Source organism: Candidatus Accumulibacter sp. ACC005, from assembly GCF_907163215.1.
Taxonomy (GTDB): Bacteria; Pseudomonadota; Gammaproteobacteria; order Burkholderiales; family Rhodocyclaceae; genus Accumulibacter; species Accumulibacter regalis.
In genome coordinates, this window is the sequence record NZ_CAJQUB010000005.1 from 251786 (window position 1) to 267212 (window position 15427).

At 64.7% G+C, this 15427-nt stretch carries 6 protein-coding genes and 3 pseudogenes; 5 read left to right on the forward strand and 4 right to left on the reverse strand.

Annotated features, from left to right (window positions below):
• Positions 1–27 precede the first annotated feature (27 nt).
• The 3 genes and pseudogenes from QZ613_RS06290 to QZ613_RS06300 all read right to left on the reverse strand — a co-directional run bounded on the left by QZ613_RS06290 (position 28) and on the right by QZ613_RS06300 (position 2537).
• The gene (locus tag QZ613_RS06290; RefSeq protein ID WP_043564353.1) at positions 28–1317 is read right to left on the reverse strand and encodes a cation:proton antiporter; all 1290 of its coding nucleotides are present in this window, start codon (positions 1315–1317) and stop codon (positions 28–30) included.
• Positions 1318–1429: 112 nt separating this feature from the next.
• A pseudogene (locus QZ613_RS06295) lies at positions 1430–1964 on the reverse strand (transglutaminase family protein); the annotation flags it as partial.
• Positions 1965–2333: 369 nt separating this feature from the next.
• Positions 2334–2537: a CsbD family protein gene (locus QZ613_RS06300; RefSeq protein WP_043564355.1), complete on the reverse strand. Its 204-nt coding sequence runs from the start codon at positions 2535–2537 to the stop codon at positions 2334–2336.
• Between the two features lie 953 nt (positions 2538–3490).
• On the opposite strand from QZ613_RS06300, the pseudogene QZ613_RS06305 reads away from it, so the two are divergent.
• The 5 genes and pseudogenes from QZ613_RS06305 to QZ613_RS06325 all read left to right on the forward strand — a co-directional run.
• Positions 3491–3691 (forward strand): annotated as a pseudogene (locus QZ613_RS06305) (CsbD family protein); the annotation flags it as partial.
• A 702-nt stretch (positions 3692–4393) separates the two neighbouring features.
• Entirely contained in the window at positions 4394–4648 is a 255-nt protein-coding gene (locus QZ613_RS06310) for a GlsB/YeaQ/YmgE family stress response membrane protein (protein ID WP_043564358.1), read from the forward strand.
• A gap of 97 nt (positions 4649–4745) precedes the next feature.
• Positions 4746–5060 carry a BON domain-containing protein gene (locus tag QZ613_RS06315; RefSeq protein ID WP_042330203.1) on the forward strand — a complete coding sequence of 105 codons (315 nt, stop codon included), beginning with the start codon at positions 4746–4748 and terminating at the stop codon, positions 5058–5060.
• Positions 5061–5218: 158 nt separating this feature from the next.
• Positions 5219–6412 (forward strand): AI-2E family transporter, encoded by a 1194-nt coding sequence (locus tag QZ613_RS06320; protein ID WP_291866706.1) that lies wholly within the window; start codon positions 5219–5221, stop codon positions 6410–6412.
• A gap of 195 nt (positions 6413–6607) precedes the next feature.
• Positions 6608–14212: pseudogene (locus QZ613_RS06325) on the forward strand (glucoamylase family protein); the annotation flags it as partial.
• Between the two features lie 16 nt (positions 14213–14228).
• Here the strand turns inward: QZ613_RS06325 and QZ613_RS06330 are convergent.
• Positions 14229–15359, reverse strand: a complete 1131-nt coding sequence (locus QZ613_RS06330; RefSeq protein WP_291868322.1) for an ISAs1 family transposase — start codon at positions 15357–15359, stop codon at positions 14229–14231.
• Between the last annotated feature and the right edge of the window lie 68 nt (positions 15360–15427).

The window sequence follows — 15427 nt, forward strand, 5'->3', positions numbered from 1 at the left end:
GGGCGATATCGGCAGCGATCGCGTCCATCAGCCCGCTCGCCAGAAGCGGTTCATCAGGGGCTTGACGCTGGCGCCGTGGACGAGGATCGACATCGTGATGACGATCAGGGTCATGTGGATGAGCTCCAGCGCCACATCTTCCGGGAGACCGTGTTCAATGGCGTACACGAGATAGTAGAGCGAGCCGATCCCACGCACCCCGAACCAGCCCACCATGCCGCGAACGCGCGCTGGCGTGCGCGAGCCCAGCAGCCCGATGCCCACGCTGAGCGGGCGTGCGACGAGGAACAGGAAGAGGGCGAGGCTCACCGCGCGCCAACTCCACGAATCGAGGAACAGCGAGCCCCCGACGAGCAGGATCAGCAGCAGTTCCGAGATCCGCTCAAGATGCTCCTTGAAGACCAGTGACCCTTGGCTGACCGTCGCCACCGGATCGCCGCCCCCTGACGTAGCGACCGGGTCGTGCCCGGCAAGCCCTTTTTCCAGGTTGTCGGCCCGGGCGTTGATCAGCCTGACTTCGGTCTGTCGAAGCGAGACGGCCGCGAAGAATACGGCAAGGAAGCCCCAAGCATTGACCAGTTCGCTGACCCCGTAAACGACGCCGATCAGGCCCAGGCCCAGGAAATCGTCCATGAGCTCGTGGTCGAAACGTCTGCTGCGCAGAGTCCAGCCGAGCCGGCCGAGAGCGGAACCGAGGACAACGCCGATCGCGATCCCGGCTACGGTCGCCCACAAGACATCCACGAGCGCCCAGCGCAGGCCGAATTCGCCAAGGTCGTGCAAACCGAGCAAACCCAGGCCGAGCATCACGAACGGGAAGGCGCTGCCGTCGTTCATGCCGGCTTCGCAGGTGAGATCGAAGCGCAGGCGGTCGCGGTCGCCGGGATGACGGATCTGGACGTCGGTGGCGAGGACCGGATCCGTTGGCGCCACGATGGCGCCGAGAAGAACCGAGGCGCCGAGGGACAGCCCGAGCACGAAGTGGGCAAAGGCGGCAACCATGGCCACCGTGAGTGCCATCGATGCCGATGCCAGAAGCAGGGGTGTGCGCCAGCGATCGAGCCGCATCGGGGCAGGCATCTTGACGCCGGCGGCGAATAGCGAAATCAGCACCGCCACTTCGGTCAGCACTTCCAGCAGTGCCGATTCTCGGAGCGGGTTGAAGTGAAAGGCGTTGAGCAGCGTCGGCCCGACGACCAGGCCAATCGACAGATAGATGATCGCCGAGGTGACCGGTAGACGCTTGATGAACGACGGGGTCAGACCCATGACGAGCAACAGCCCGCCCACCAGCAGGAACCACAGTGCTCCCGTCATTGCCGCTTCCCCCTCTTGAATGTCGCGAATGCAGTGCTGCACCTTCCAGTCCCTGCCGGCGGACGGGGCAGGTCAACGATACGATGCCAGACATGGCTGCGCCGTCCTTCCACTAGGCCGTGGACACTTCGTCGGTGCGCACGAGAAAGCTCTTGAGGACGCTCTGGCCGAAGGTCGTGACCATCGCGACATCGGCGGCGTCGCGGCCGCGGGCCATGAACGATGCGTCCGATGCGAGGAACGTTGCTGCGCGCGTCGAAGGGGTACCAGCGGCCGCCGAGATAGACGTCGAACCAGCCGGAGAAGTCCATCGGACCGGGCCCCGGCGTGATCCCGATGTCGCCCAGATAGCCGGTGCAGTAGCGGGCCGGTATGTTCATGCAGCGGCAGAAGGTGATGGCCAGATGAGCGTAGTCGCGGCAAACGCCGGCGCGCTCGTTGTAGGTCTCCCAGGCCGTCTTGGTCGGGCGTGCGAACTGGTAGCCGAAGCGGATGCGCTGGCGGACGAAATCGCAGATCGCCTGCACGCGTGCCGAGCCGGGCGGCGTGTGCGCGAACAGACGCCATGCCTCGGCGGACAGTCGATCGGTTTCGCAATAGCGGCTGCCGAGCAGAAAGACCAGCGTCTCTTCCGGCAGATCCTGGAGGGCGATCTGTGGCGCGCGCCTCCGCAGCGACGTCGTCCACCTGTCCCCCATCCATGGAAGTCGCTCTGGCGCTCCGGAGTGCTGGCTGGTGACCGCAAGAGATCACCAGACCCGTTCTGGAAGTACTCGAAACACCCGGCGTGTGCCCTTGCTCCGGCGCTGGTGCCAGGAGGTGAAGTTCAGCAGGGATGCGGAAGACGCGTTGCCCGTCGCCGGGGAAGTGCCCGCCGACGATGCGCGATGCGTTGAAGCTGATGTCACTCGCTGCGAGGAAGGGAGCATAGCGCCACGCCTATGAGCACAGGAAACGAAACAGCCGCCAATTGGCGGCCGCTTCGTCAAAGCGATGGGCAGGTATGCCCATTGGGGCTACGGTTTCAAGGCGTCCTTGACCGCGTCCCTGGCGTCCTTGAGGTTCTCTTTCAGGTCGCCGACATGTTCCTGCACTTTGCCTTCAGCCTGGTTTTTCAGTCCCTTTGCCTGTTGCTCAGTGCTGCCTACCAGTTTGCCGGCCTTTTCCTGAATCTTGCCGCCCAGGTCTTTCGCTGCGCCCTTGACTTGATCTTTGTTCATCGTGAACTCCTGACTCATGGCTGATACGTCGGATAGTCGAGCCCGCTACGGTTCGTCCTGCGACTCCTGGTCATCAAACAGGCGATGCCCGGTGTCGATGCAGGGACTCTAATATCGAACGGGGGTCAGGTTCTGTGCGCTAGCCGACATAGGCGCCGGCGTGGGTGTCGGTGCCCACCTGTGCTGTGCAAGGGACATGGTCATGATCGGCTGCTTTGGAAATGTACGGTCGGGGCCTTCTGCCAGTGCCTGCGCTGCTCGTGCGGGCAATGGATCCGGGGAATGTCGTGCTCCCCGGTGCATGAATCAACGCCGGATCACCATGATGCCGACGGCCAGCCCCAGCGCCGCCGAAAGCACGACGACTTTCCAGGGGTTCGGACACCTCGATAGGGGGATGATCCACCTTTGGAGGGAATTGATGAGCCAAAAACCCAAGGCCTTCGACCCGAGCATCAAGCGGCAGGTCGTTCACCTGATCAAAGACCAAGGACTCCGCGTGGGCAGAGCAGTCCGGGCAGGCCGACATCGACCGACTCACGATGATCGGGGATAAGGGGTGGCAGCACGGCAAGGGGTCCCGGTCATGGAAGCCAAAACTCCGAATCCAGGGCGCCCGAACCGAAACCGGGAGCGAAGGCAGCTTCTGCTGCGCGGGCCGAGCCGGGTTCCCGATAGCCGCGGCCAGCCCATCACGGCCCTCGTCGACCGGTGCACGAGTGCGGCTCTGCGTACGCTAGCGTACAGACTGCGCCGGGTCATGCGCCCAAGCTGCAGTCACAGTCTGGCGTTTCCTGGTAATCCGTCCACTGGTGAACGTGGTCGGTGCAGCGACTCCTCCACTTCCTCCGTCTGTCGCCATGTGCGGAGCGTTGGTGGCGAAAAACCGGCGGCAACAAAGGATGTCCGATTGGCAATTCCGCCGTTCGGGTTACGAACACAAGGAGCTTGAAATGAACTGGGATATCGTCGCAGGGAACTGGAAGCAGTTCAAGGGCAAGGTAAAAGCGCAGTGGGGCAAGCTCACCGACGAGCAACTGACGGTGATTGCCGGCAAGCGGGCCGAACTCTCGGGCAGGATTCAGGAGGTCTACGGCTTCACCAGGGACAAGGCCGATACGCAGATCAAACGCTTCGAAAAACGCAACAGGGACTACCAACCTGTGATTGCCGGCAAGCGGGCCGAGCTCTCGGACAAGATCCAGGAGATCTACGGCATCACCCAGGAAAAAGCCGACGCGCAGATCAGACGCTTCGAAAAGCGCAACAAGGACTACCAATTGTCGGATTACCCACTGCCGAACGCCTCCTGATCAGATTGCCGCAATGCGCAGCTCGGCGCCGCGCACTGCGTCAGGATCGCCGAGGCGGGGGCTTTCGTAAAGGACCCACATCATGACCAGCTATAGACGCTTCATCGGTGTCATGCCGCCGCCTCCGCTCAAGGGGCGCTGCGACGCCTCCTGCGGGCTTCGCCCCGCTTATCGTCGACGCGCCGCGCAGAGAAGCGAAAAGGCGGCACGAGGCAGCTGCCGTCGACTGCACTGCGGAAGGCGGCCGGGCGTGACATCACCCCGCCGCGCGCAGGGATGGCCTCCCGCACTAACTAATGTGCGCCACCGTACAGACCGAATTGTGCATTTTGAATACGCTGCTGCTGAGCATTCGACCCAGTGGGTGAGCCGCGCAGCAGCAGGTTCGCGTGTCGGTTGGGGAAACGCCTTCGCGGCGGGCGTCATACGGTCGCACGGCTGATAAGCGCGCGAGCGGGTGGGGCGATGTGGCAGCGATGGTCGGGCCCTGCCGCGTGATACTGAATAGCCGAGGCCCGACAGCTGCAGATACAGGAGGCAATCATGTCCTTAGTCGCATGGATCGTACTTGGGCTCATCGCCGGGTTCATCGCCAGCAAGATGGTGAGTGGCACCGGGCAGGGTGCCGTCATGGACATCGTGCTCGGTGTTGTCGGCGCAGTCATCGGCGGCTGGCTCTTCAATACCTTCGGGATGGCCGGTGTAAGCGGATTCAATCTTTACAGCCTGCTGGTGGCCGTCGTCGGCGCAAGCGTGCTGTTGCTGGTGTACCACGCGCTTTCGCGCGGCCTTCGCTAGGCCGAAAGTCCGAGCGAAGGTCAGTGTCGATGCGCGGCGTATCGATAGAGCGCCGGAATCTGGAAGTTCTGTTCAACCTCAATCAGGAGAATCAATCATGAAACAACTTGGCAAGTATCTTTCCGCACTGTTCCTGGCGGTAACGCTGGTCTCCGCCGTGGGTTGCGCGTCAACCTCGAAGCAGGAGGGGACCGGCGAGTATGTGGACGACAGCGTCATCACCACCAAGGTCAAGGCCGCCATATTCAACGAGCCCAGTCTGAAATCCGCCGAGATCAACGTCGAGACCTTCAAGGGCGCGGTTCAACTGAGCGGTTTCGTGAGTTCGCAGGCGGCGATCAGCAAGGCGGTTGCGGTGACACGCACCGTCGGTGGCGTCACCTCCGTCAAGAACGACATGCGGGTCAAGTGAGCGATGGCAAGATGACCATTCGCGGCCACCGCCGGAGCCTGCAATCCGGTGGTGGCTGCGAAGCGCCTGCCGCGAGCGAAAGAACTCGCGCAGCCAAGCCGATGCGTGAATAGCGTGCGGTCAGCCGCCAATCACCCGCAGCAGCCGGCGAAATAGCGATGCCTTTGCGCGTCCCTGCCCAGCGACCCTCCGCGAGTCGCGATGCCCAGCCCCCGGTCGGCGAGACCGCGGCGGCGTTCGACGTGCCGCCGACGGTTCGTATCAGGCCGGGCACGCAAACCGTGTCGCTGGCCGTCCTCGCCACCATAGGCGTGGTCTTCGCACTGGAATGGGCACAGCTCTTTGTCATCACCCTGCTGCTCGGACTACTTTTCGCCTACACGCTGAATCCTCTGGTCGTCTGGCTGGAACAGATCAGAATACCGCGCGCGCTGGGTAGCACCGTGGTGATGGCGGGGGTCGTATGTGCGCTCACCCTGGGCGCCTACTCGCTGCGTGGGCAGTTTCAGACCATCCTCGATCAGGTACCCGGGGGCGTGAGCAAGGTGTCGGCCGGTCTCGCCAGTGTTCACAAGGGCGAGACCAGTACCATGCAGAAGGTGCAAACCGCTGCCAGCGAGATCGAAAAGGCGACCAGCCAGGCGGCAGGTATTGACTCAACGCCCAGACGGCCGGCAACCCGCGTCGTCATCGACACTCCCGGCTTCAAACTCGGCGACTTCCTGTTGGCCAACTCCGTCGGAGCCGTGGGTTTGATTGGCCAGGCGGCGATGGTGCTCTTCCTGACTTTCTTTCTCTTGCTGTCCGGCGACACCTACAAGAGGAAGCTGGTGCGACTCGCGGGTCCGACGCTTGCGAACAGGAAGATCACCGTGCGCATCCTCGATGACATCAACGCATCGGTCCAGCGCTACATGTCCATGCTCCTGGCGACCAACGTGCTGGTGGCGCTGCTTACCTGGCTCGCACTGCGTCTGATCGGCCTCGAGAACGCTGGCGCCTGGGCCGTCGCCGCAGGCCTGCTGCATGTCATTCCCTACTTCGGTCCTGCGGTGACCGCCGCCGCCATCGGCATGGCCGCCTTCATGCAGTTCGATACCCTGTCGATGGCGCTGCTGCCCGCAGGTGCCTCGCTGGCGGTCGCCACCTTCGTCGGAACCTTCGTGACTACCTGGATGACCGGCCGGATCGCCAGGATGAACACGGCAGCGGTATTCGTCTCGCTGCTTTTCTGGGCGTGGCTGTGGGGCATCTGGGGAATGCTGCTGAGCATCCCGATCACGGTCATCCTTAAAGTGGTGGCTCAGCATGTCGAGCAACTAGAGCCGGTGGCGGAACTGCTGGGGGAGTAGGCGGCACACATTCCTCGCCGTGCCGCCCTGCCTGGCGATTTCGTTTTCAGAAAAGGATCCCTTCAGTTGAACGTCGACAGCAAGCGCAGCCGCTATATTCGGTCCCTGAAAGCCCCGCTTCGCGGTGACGGGGGGCCAAGGGCCTTACCCGACGCAGAACCCCCGTTGCGCTCCGAGTTGTACAGCGCCGATCAAATGGCGCTGCACGGCGAGGCGCTCGCGGCCGCGCACAGGCTGATTGCCGGGCAGGCACCGGACCGGCTCCTGGCTCGGCTGGCAGAGAACGAAAGCACCCTGGTCGACGTGTGCGAACTGCTGACGACGGCGGCCACGGAGAGCCGCCGGATGATGCCGGCCGGGGAATGGCTGCTCGATAATTTCTATCTCATCGAAGAGCAGATCCGCACCGCCAAGCGGCACCTGCCAGAGGGCTACAGCCGCGAACTCCCGCGCCTGGCGCACGGGCCGTCGGCCGGTCGTCCGCGGGTGTACGACATCGCGCTGGAGACCATTGCGCACGGCGATGGTCGCGTGGATATTGACAGTTTGAGCGGCTTCGTGGCGTCCTACCAGAGCATCAGCCCGATGAAGCTGGGCGAGTTGTGGGCGATCCCGATCATGCTGCGGCTGGCAGTCATCGAGAATCTGCGTCGCGTCGGCGTGCGCATCGCAGCCGGTTGGGCCGAGCGAAACCTCGCCGCGACCTGGGCGGAGCGGATGACGGAGACCGCAGTCAGCGATCCAAAGAGCCTGATCCTGGTGATCGCCGACATGGCATGCTCGGATCCGCCGATGGTCGGCGGCTTCGTCGCGGAACTCGCACGGCGCTTGCAGGGACGCGGTCCCACGCTGGCACTGCCCTTGACCTGGATCGAGCAGCGGCTGTCGGAATCGGGTCTGACCATCGAGCACCTCGTGCACGCGGAGAACCAGCAGCAGGCCGCCGATCAGGTCTCGATCAGCAACAGCATCGGCAGTCTGCGGGTTCTCGGCGCGACGGACTGGCGCACATTCGTCGAGACCCAGAGTGTCGTCGAGAACACGCTGCGAGAGGATCCGGGCGCTACCTATGGCCGGATGGATTTTGCCACCCGCGATCGCTATCGCCATGCCATCGAGAGGATAGCGAAGCAGGGGGCCCTATCCGAGGTCGAGGTTGCCCGCAAGGCGGTCGACCTGGCGCGCATGGGTGCAGTGGCGAGCGATGCTGGCAGCGGCGCTGGCGATCGTGCCGGGCACGTCGGCTACTACCTGATCGACAAGGGTTTGCCGCAACTCGAGCGCGCAGCGCAGGTCCGCCGTACCGGCGCCGAGGCCTTGTGCGCGACGGCAGGCCGCTTCCCATTGCTCGCGTACCTGGGCGGCATCGCTCTGATCACGGCGATCGTCGCGGCAGGCTTGCTGGCGCAGGCGTTTGCCGCCGGGGCGCCTGACTGGCTGCTGGTGCCGATCGGCATCGTCTCTCTGCTGGCTGCCAGTCAACTGGGCGTAGCGCTGGTGAACTGGCTGGCAACGCTGCTCGTGGCGCCGCACCCCCTGCCGAGAATGGATTTCAGCGAAGGCATCCCGGCCCACGCACGCACCCTGGTCGTCGTCCCGACGATGCTTACCAGCGCGTCCGGAGTGGAGGAGCTGATCGAGGCGCTGGAAGTCAGGTTTCTGGCGAATCGCGATGAACGCCTGCACTTCGGCCTGTTGACCGATTTCCGCGACGCTGGCGAGGAATCGCTCCCCGAGGACGCATCGCTGCTGGAACTGGCGCGCAAGAGGATCGGCGAGCTGAACGAGAAGTACGGCGCTGACGGGAGCCGCATCAGGGATGACCTCTTCTTCCTCTTCCATCGCCCGCGGCGCTGGAACGCCGAGGACCGGTTGTGGATGGGTTACGAGCGCAAGCGCGGCAAGCTCGCCGACCTGAATGCGCTGCTGCGCGGTGGCGCCAGGGACGGCTTTGCGCTCGTCGTCGGGGATAGCGCGGTCCTCTCGTCCGTTAAATACGTGATAACGCTGGACACCGATACGCAACTGCCGCGCGATGCGGCGCGCAAATTCGTCGGCACCATGGCGCACCCGCTGAATCGCCCCGGCTACGATGCCGCGAAACGGCGCGTCAGCGCGGGCTACGGCATCCTGCAGCCGCGCGTGGCGATCGGCCTCCCGGCGACCAACCGCTCGCGCTATGCGCGCCTGTATGGGGGCGAGCCGGGCATCGACCCCTATACGCGCGCGGTCTCGGATGTCTACCAGGACGTGTTCGGAGAAGGATCGTTCATCGGCAAGGGAATCTACGACGTCGATGCCTTCGAGCAGGCAGTTGGCGGGCGCTTCCCGGAAAATCGCGTTCTTAGCCACGATCTTCTCGAAGGCTGCTACGCCCGCGCGGGACTGTTGAGCGATGTGCACCTCTACGAGGATTACCCGACCCGCTACAGCGCTGATGTGAGCCGGCGCAGCCGCTGGATCCGTGGCGACTGGCAACTGGCGGGATGGCTACGCCGGCGCGTTCCGGGCGCGCCTGTCGGGGAAGACAACACGCGGCAGAGGAATCCCCTCTCGCTGCTGTCGCAGTGGAAGCTCTTCGACAACCTGCGGCGAAGCCTCGTCCCCGCGGCGTTGACGCTGCTCCTTCTGGCGGGATGGACGCTGCTGGCGCCGGCCTGGTTGTGGACCCTGGCGGCGATCGGCATCATGCTGCTTCCGCCCCTGTGCGCCGCTCTCCTCGACGTCTTCCGCAAGCCCGAGGAGGCGCTCGTGAGGCAGCACCTGGCAAGCGTCACGCGCTCGGCCTACCGGCACTCGATGCAGCTGGTGTTCGAACTCGCCTGTCTGCCGTACGAGGCGTACTTCAGTCTGCAGGCGATCGCCCGCACGGTCTGGCGGATGCTCGCGACCCGCTCGCGATTGCTCGAATGGAATCCGTCCGCGGAGGCGGATCGCGAGGCGGGCGAACGCGACCGCGGTACGCTCGCAGCCACTTTTCGGACGATGTGGTTGGCCCCGGCCGTGGCTGCCGTGACGGCGATCCACCTGGCGGCAGCGAGGCCGGCGGTGCTGGCGGTGGCCGGGCCGATCCTCCTCCTGTGGTTTGCGTCGCCGCTCATTGCCTGGTGGGTCAGCCGTCCGCTGGCGCCGCGCAAGGCGACCCTGAGCGGCGAGCAGACGCTCTTTCTGCGCGCGCTGTCGCGCCGCACCTGGGCGTTCTTCGACCACTTCGTCGGCGCGGACGACCATTGGCTGCCGCCGGACAATGTTCAGGAGTATCGCGTTGCCGCGGTCGCGCATCGCACGTCGCCGACCAACATCGGGCTGGCGCTGCTGGCGAATCTTTCCGCCTACGACTTCGGCTACATCGTCGCCGGACAGGTTCTCGAGCGCACGGCGAACACCCTGAACACGATGGACGCGCTGGAACGACACCGCGGGCACTTCTACAACTGGTACGACACGCAGACGCTGCAGCCGCTGCTGCCCCTGTATATCTCGACGGTGGACAGCGGCAACCTTGCCGGCCATTTGCTCACCCTGCGCGCCGGTCTGCTCGCCCTTGCCGACGACAGGATACTGCCGGCACAGCTGTTCGCAGGCCTGGGCGACACGCTGCGGATTTTTCTCGACGCGGCGGGCGAAGCTGGCGTCGAGCAGGCGAAGGCATTTCGGAACGAACTGGAATCCGCGTCGGCTGCCCGTCCGGAGAGCCTCACGGCGGCGCATGCATGCCTCGCGCGTCTGGCGACCAGCGCCGCCGAACTGGCCACCCAGGTGGCGAAAAGTCCGCATGGCGGGGAGGTCACGACGCCCGGGCAGGAAGGAAAAGGTCGCGACGAGGGGTGGGCGCAGGCGCTTGCGCGTCAATGCCGCGAGGCGCTCGACGAGCTTTGCTTCCTCGCTCCGCGGCAAGGTCTGGCGTCGGCTGCGGGTGCGCAGGAGGGGCTCGCCGCTGGCGCTGCCGTACCGACGCTGCGCGAACTGGCCCAGGCCGGTAGTGGCCCGGCCGGCGACAGGATGGCCGCGATCGAGCGTCTGGCACTGCAATGCCTGCAATTCGCGCGCATGGAGTATGACTTCCTGTACGACAGGCGACGCCATCTCTTGAGCATTGGCTACAACGTCGCCGAGCGGCGCGTCGACGCGGGCTACTACGATCTCCTGGCCTCGGAAGCGAGGTTGTGCAACTTCGTGGCCATTGCGCAGGGGCAACTGCCGCAGGAGAGCTGGTTCGCCCTCGGGCGCCTGCTCACCGGCAGCGACGGAGAACCGGTTCTGCTCTCCTGGAGCGGTTCCATGTTCGAGTACCTGATGCCGCTACTGGTGATGCCGACCTACGACAATACGCTGCTCGACCAGACCTGCAAGGCGGCAGTGGCCCGGCAGATCGAGTATGGGCAGCTGCGTGGCGTGCCCTGGGGCATGTCGGAATCGGGCTATAACACGGTCGACGTGCATCTCAACTACCAGTACCGCGCCTTCGGCGTACCCGGCCTGGGACTCAAGCGCGGACTGGCCGACGACCTGGTGATTGCACCCTACGCCTCGGCCCTGGCGCTGATGGTGGCGCCCGAGCAGGCGTGCCTCAATCTGCAGCGGCTGGCGGCCGAGGGCTTCATCGGCAAGTTCGGCTTCTTCGAAGCCATCGACTACACGCCTGCACGGCAGCGACGCGGGCAAGCGCACGTCGTGGTGCGCTCGCACATGGCCCATCACCAGGGCATGAGCCTGCTCGCGCTGGCGTATCTGGTGCTCGAGCGTCCGATGCAGCGGCGATTCGAATCGGAGCCGCTGTTCCAGGCGATCATGCTGCTGCTCCAGGAGCGCATTCCCCGGACGACGGCCCTGTTTACGCACACCGCCCAACTCTCGGCGGTGCGCTCGCCGTCGCTGGCGGCGGAAACGCCGATCCGGGTGTTCGGCAACCCCGACACCGCGGTCCCGGAGGTGCAGTTGTTGTCCAACGGCCGCTATCACGTGATGGTCACCCATGCCGGCGGCGGCTACAGCCGCTGGAAGGATCTCGCCGTCACGCGCTGGCGCGAAGATCCCAGTTGCGATCACTGGGGCACCGTCTGCTACGTTCGCGATACGCGGAGTGCTGCTTTCTGGTCAACCGCCTATCAGCCGACGGACAAGCGGCCGGAGCACTACGAAGCGATCTTTTCCGAGGGGAGGGCCGAGTTTCGCCGCCGTGATTCCGTTGCCTCCGTTGCCTCCGTTGCTTCCGTGGCTGCCGGCGACGGCGCGGACGACGGCCAATTCGAAACGCACACCGAGATCATCGTCTCGCCGGAGGATGACATCGAGTTGCGCAGGGTGCGCATCACCAACCGATCGCGACAACGCCGGGCAATCGACGTCACCAGTTATGCGGAAGTTGTGATCGCGCCGCCGGCCGCGGACGTCCTGCATCCGGCCTTCAGCAACCTGTTCGTGCAGACCGAGATCCTGCGCGAATGCTGCGCGATCCTGTGCAGCCCGCCGGCCCCGCTCGCTCGGCGAGCAGGCGCCCTGGATGTTCCACCTGCTGACGGTGCAGGGGGCCGGTATCGGCGAGATGTCCTACGAGACCGATCGCCTGCGCTTTATCGGCCGGGGGAGAAGTTCTGCTGCGCCCCTGGCGATGAGCGACCCCGCGGCCCTTTCCGGCAGCGCTGGTTCGGTGCTCGATCCAATCGTCGCCATCCGCTGTTCGCTGGTCCTCGATCCCGAGCAGACGGCGACCATCGACATGGTTTCAGGCATCGGCAGCTCGCGCGACATGGCCTTGAGCCTGATCGAGAAATACCAGGACCGGCACCTCTGCGACCGCGTCTTCGATCTGACCTTGGACGCACAGCCAGGTGGTGCTGCGGCAGCTCAACGCCAGCGAGGCCGATGCGCAGCTCTACGCGCGCCTGGCCAGTTCCGTCATCTACGCCAACGCTTCGCTGCGCGCGGACGCGGCCTTGCTGAGCACGAATCGCCGCGGGCAGTCGGGGACTGTGGGGTTACGGCATCTCCGGCGACCTGCCGATCGTGCTGCTGCAGATCGGCGATGCCGCCAATATCGATCTCGTGCGCCAGCTGGTACAGGCACACGCCTACTGGCGCCTGAAGGGACTGGCGGTGGACCTGGTGATCTGGAACGAGGATCACGCCGGCTATCGGCAGCGATTGCAGGAACGGATCATGGGATTCATCGCCTCGGGCATCGAAGCGAGCGTCATCGACCGGCCGGGCGGCATCTTCGTAAGGTCTGCGGAGCACATCTCCAGCGAAGATCGCGTCCTGCTCCAGTCGGTCGCGCGTGCGGTCATCTCGGACGGCCGGGGAACGCTGGCCGAACAGCTCGACTATCGTCGGCTCGCCGCGCCGCGCGTGCCCCGCATGGTGGCAAGGCGAGCCCAGCGCAGCGAGGACCGGCCCGACACGACCGGCGCCAGCGAGACGCCGCGCGGCGATCTGATCCTGTGCAACGGGCTGGGGGGATTCACCCCGGATGGGCGGGAATATGTGATCAGCCTGGCGCCCGGCCAGGTGACGCCGGCGCCGTGGGTCAACGTCCTGGCCAATCCAAACTTCGGGAGCGTCGTCTCGGAGAACGGCGTCGGCTACACCTGGAGCGAGAACGCGCACGAATTCCGTCTCACTCCGTGGCACAACGACCCGGTGTGCGACGCCAGCGGCGAAGCTCTCTACCTGCGCGATGAAGAGAGCGGCCAGTTCTGGTCGCCGACGCCGTTGCCCGTGCGCGCAGCGGCGCCCTATGTCAGCCGGCACGGATTCGGCTACAGCGTCTTCGAACACTGCTCCGGCGGCATTCGCTCCGAACTGTGGGTCTACGTGGCCATCGACGCCGCCGTCAAGTTCTCGGTGCTGAAAGTGCGCAACGAATCGGGCCGGCCGCGCAAGCTCTCCGCGACCGGCTATATCGAGTGGGTGTTGGGAGATGTGCCCGCGAAAACGGCCATGCATGTCGTTACCGAGATCGATCCGCGCAGCGGCGCCCTGTTCGCCAGAAATCCCTACAGCGCGGAATTTGCCGATCGCCTTGCCTTCTTCGACGTCGATGACCTAAAGCGCAACCTGAGCGGCGACCGTACGGAATTCCTCGGCCGCAACGGCACGCTGAGAAATCCGTCCGCCATGCGACGCTCGCACCTGTCCGGCAGGGTGGGCGCCGGCCTGGATCCTTGCGGCGCGATCCAGGTCGGCTTCGAACTGGCCGACGGGGAGGCGCGCGAAATCGTCTTCCGGCTTGGCGTCGGGCGCAACGCCGATGACGCCGGCAGGCTTGTGCAGCGCTTCCGCGGCCCATCGGCCGCGCGCAGCGCACTCGAAGCGGTGTGGCAGTACTGGAAGCACACGCTCGGCGCGGTGCAGGTGGAAACACCTGATCCATCGGTGAATGTCCTGACCAACGGCTGGCTGATGTACCAGACGCTGGCCTGCCGCCTCTGGGCGCGCAGCGGCTACTACCAATCCGGCGGCGCCTTTGGCTTCCGCGACCAGTTGCAGGATGTGATGGCGCTCATCCACGTCGAGCCCGGGCTGGTCCGCGAGCACCTGCTGCTCTGTGCCAGCCGTCAGTTCCAGGAGGGAGATGTCCAGCACTGGTGGCATCCACCGTCGGGCCGCGGCGTGCGCACGCATTGTTCGGACGACTACCTGTGGCTGCCGCTGGCGGTGTGCCGCTACGTGAGCAGCAGCGCGGACACCGGGGTGCTCGATGAACAGGTGCACTTCCTCGAAGGCCGCCCGGTAAACCCGGGCGACGATTCCTACTACGACCTGCCCGGGCGCTCTACCGAGGCGGCCAGCCTCTACCAGGGCAATCGCATGAATCCTATACAAGACCCAGGAGTTCAGCCCGGAAGGAATCGGACGTGGCGGCGATCAGGCGCTGAGTCTTGAGGCCACCCTTGCGCTTGACCGGGGAAAGGCGGATGAGATTCAAGACGAACTGACGCAAGACAGCCAGGTTGTGTGCGGCATGATCGGAGCAGGCCCGCATCTGATCGTCGCCAAAGACCACATCCATGCACCAGTGCAGGCTGTTCTCGACACGCCAATGCAAGCGAACGCTTTGATTCATCCGCTGCGAGTCTGGCACCAAACTGCTGATGTAAGAGCGGCGTTCAGTCGAGGTTGTTTTTCCCCGGATCGTTCGCTCGGTGGTGATCACCGCAAACGATTGCAGGTCTGGCCAACGCTCGGGGGCGTGCAGGCAGTCGAGCTGATCGAAGACATAGCAGCGACGCACTTCGAGCCGGCCATGATTCTTCTCGACGACTTCGTGAAACTGGTGGGGAGTCTTGCCCGGCGCCGCCTCAAAGGCGCTGAAGAAGTCGTCGATCGATTCAGCCAGCCTCGGCTGGTTGCCCTTGGCCGCCAGGATATAGTCTGCACCCCGGTTGCGAATGGCTTGCGCAATGTTCGGCTGCGTGCCCATGGCATCGATAGTGACGATACAACCCTCCAGGGCCAGGGTCGCCAGCAGTTCAGGGATGGCGGTCTTCTCGTTCGACTTCTCGGCCGTCGCCCGCTGACCGAGGACCAGGCTCGCCTGGGCTGCGAAGGCACTGACTAGGTGAAGCGGTGTGGCGCCCACCCTTCCTGAACGACGACTGGTCTTACCGTCGATGGCCACCACTTCGCCGTTCGCCAGCACGGGCAGTACCTGACCTACCCAGCGCACGAAGGCCGCCCCGAATTCGTCGGGATTGATCGCCGCAAAGACCCGGCCAATGGTGTCGTGCGAGGGAATGCCCTGCTCAAGTTTCAGATATTGCCGCAACCAGTCCAGCTTCTCTTTGGCCCAGGCCTCGATTTCGGCGAAGGTGTCGGCGCCTGACAGGACCGCGCTGACCGAAACCACCAGCAGTTCGACCAGGTCGTGCTCCACTTTCGTGACCTGTCTCGGATCGCGCACACCCACCCATACGTCAACCAGCCGGACCTTGTTTTCTGCGCTCATGGAAAACTCCAAAAAGACAGAAAACTACACAAATCAAGGGGCTGTGGACAGATCTTTCGTAACTGCTT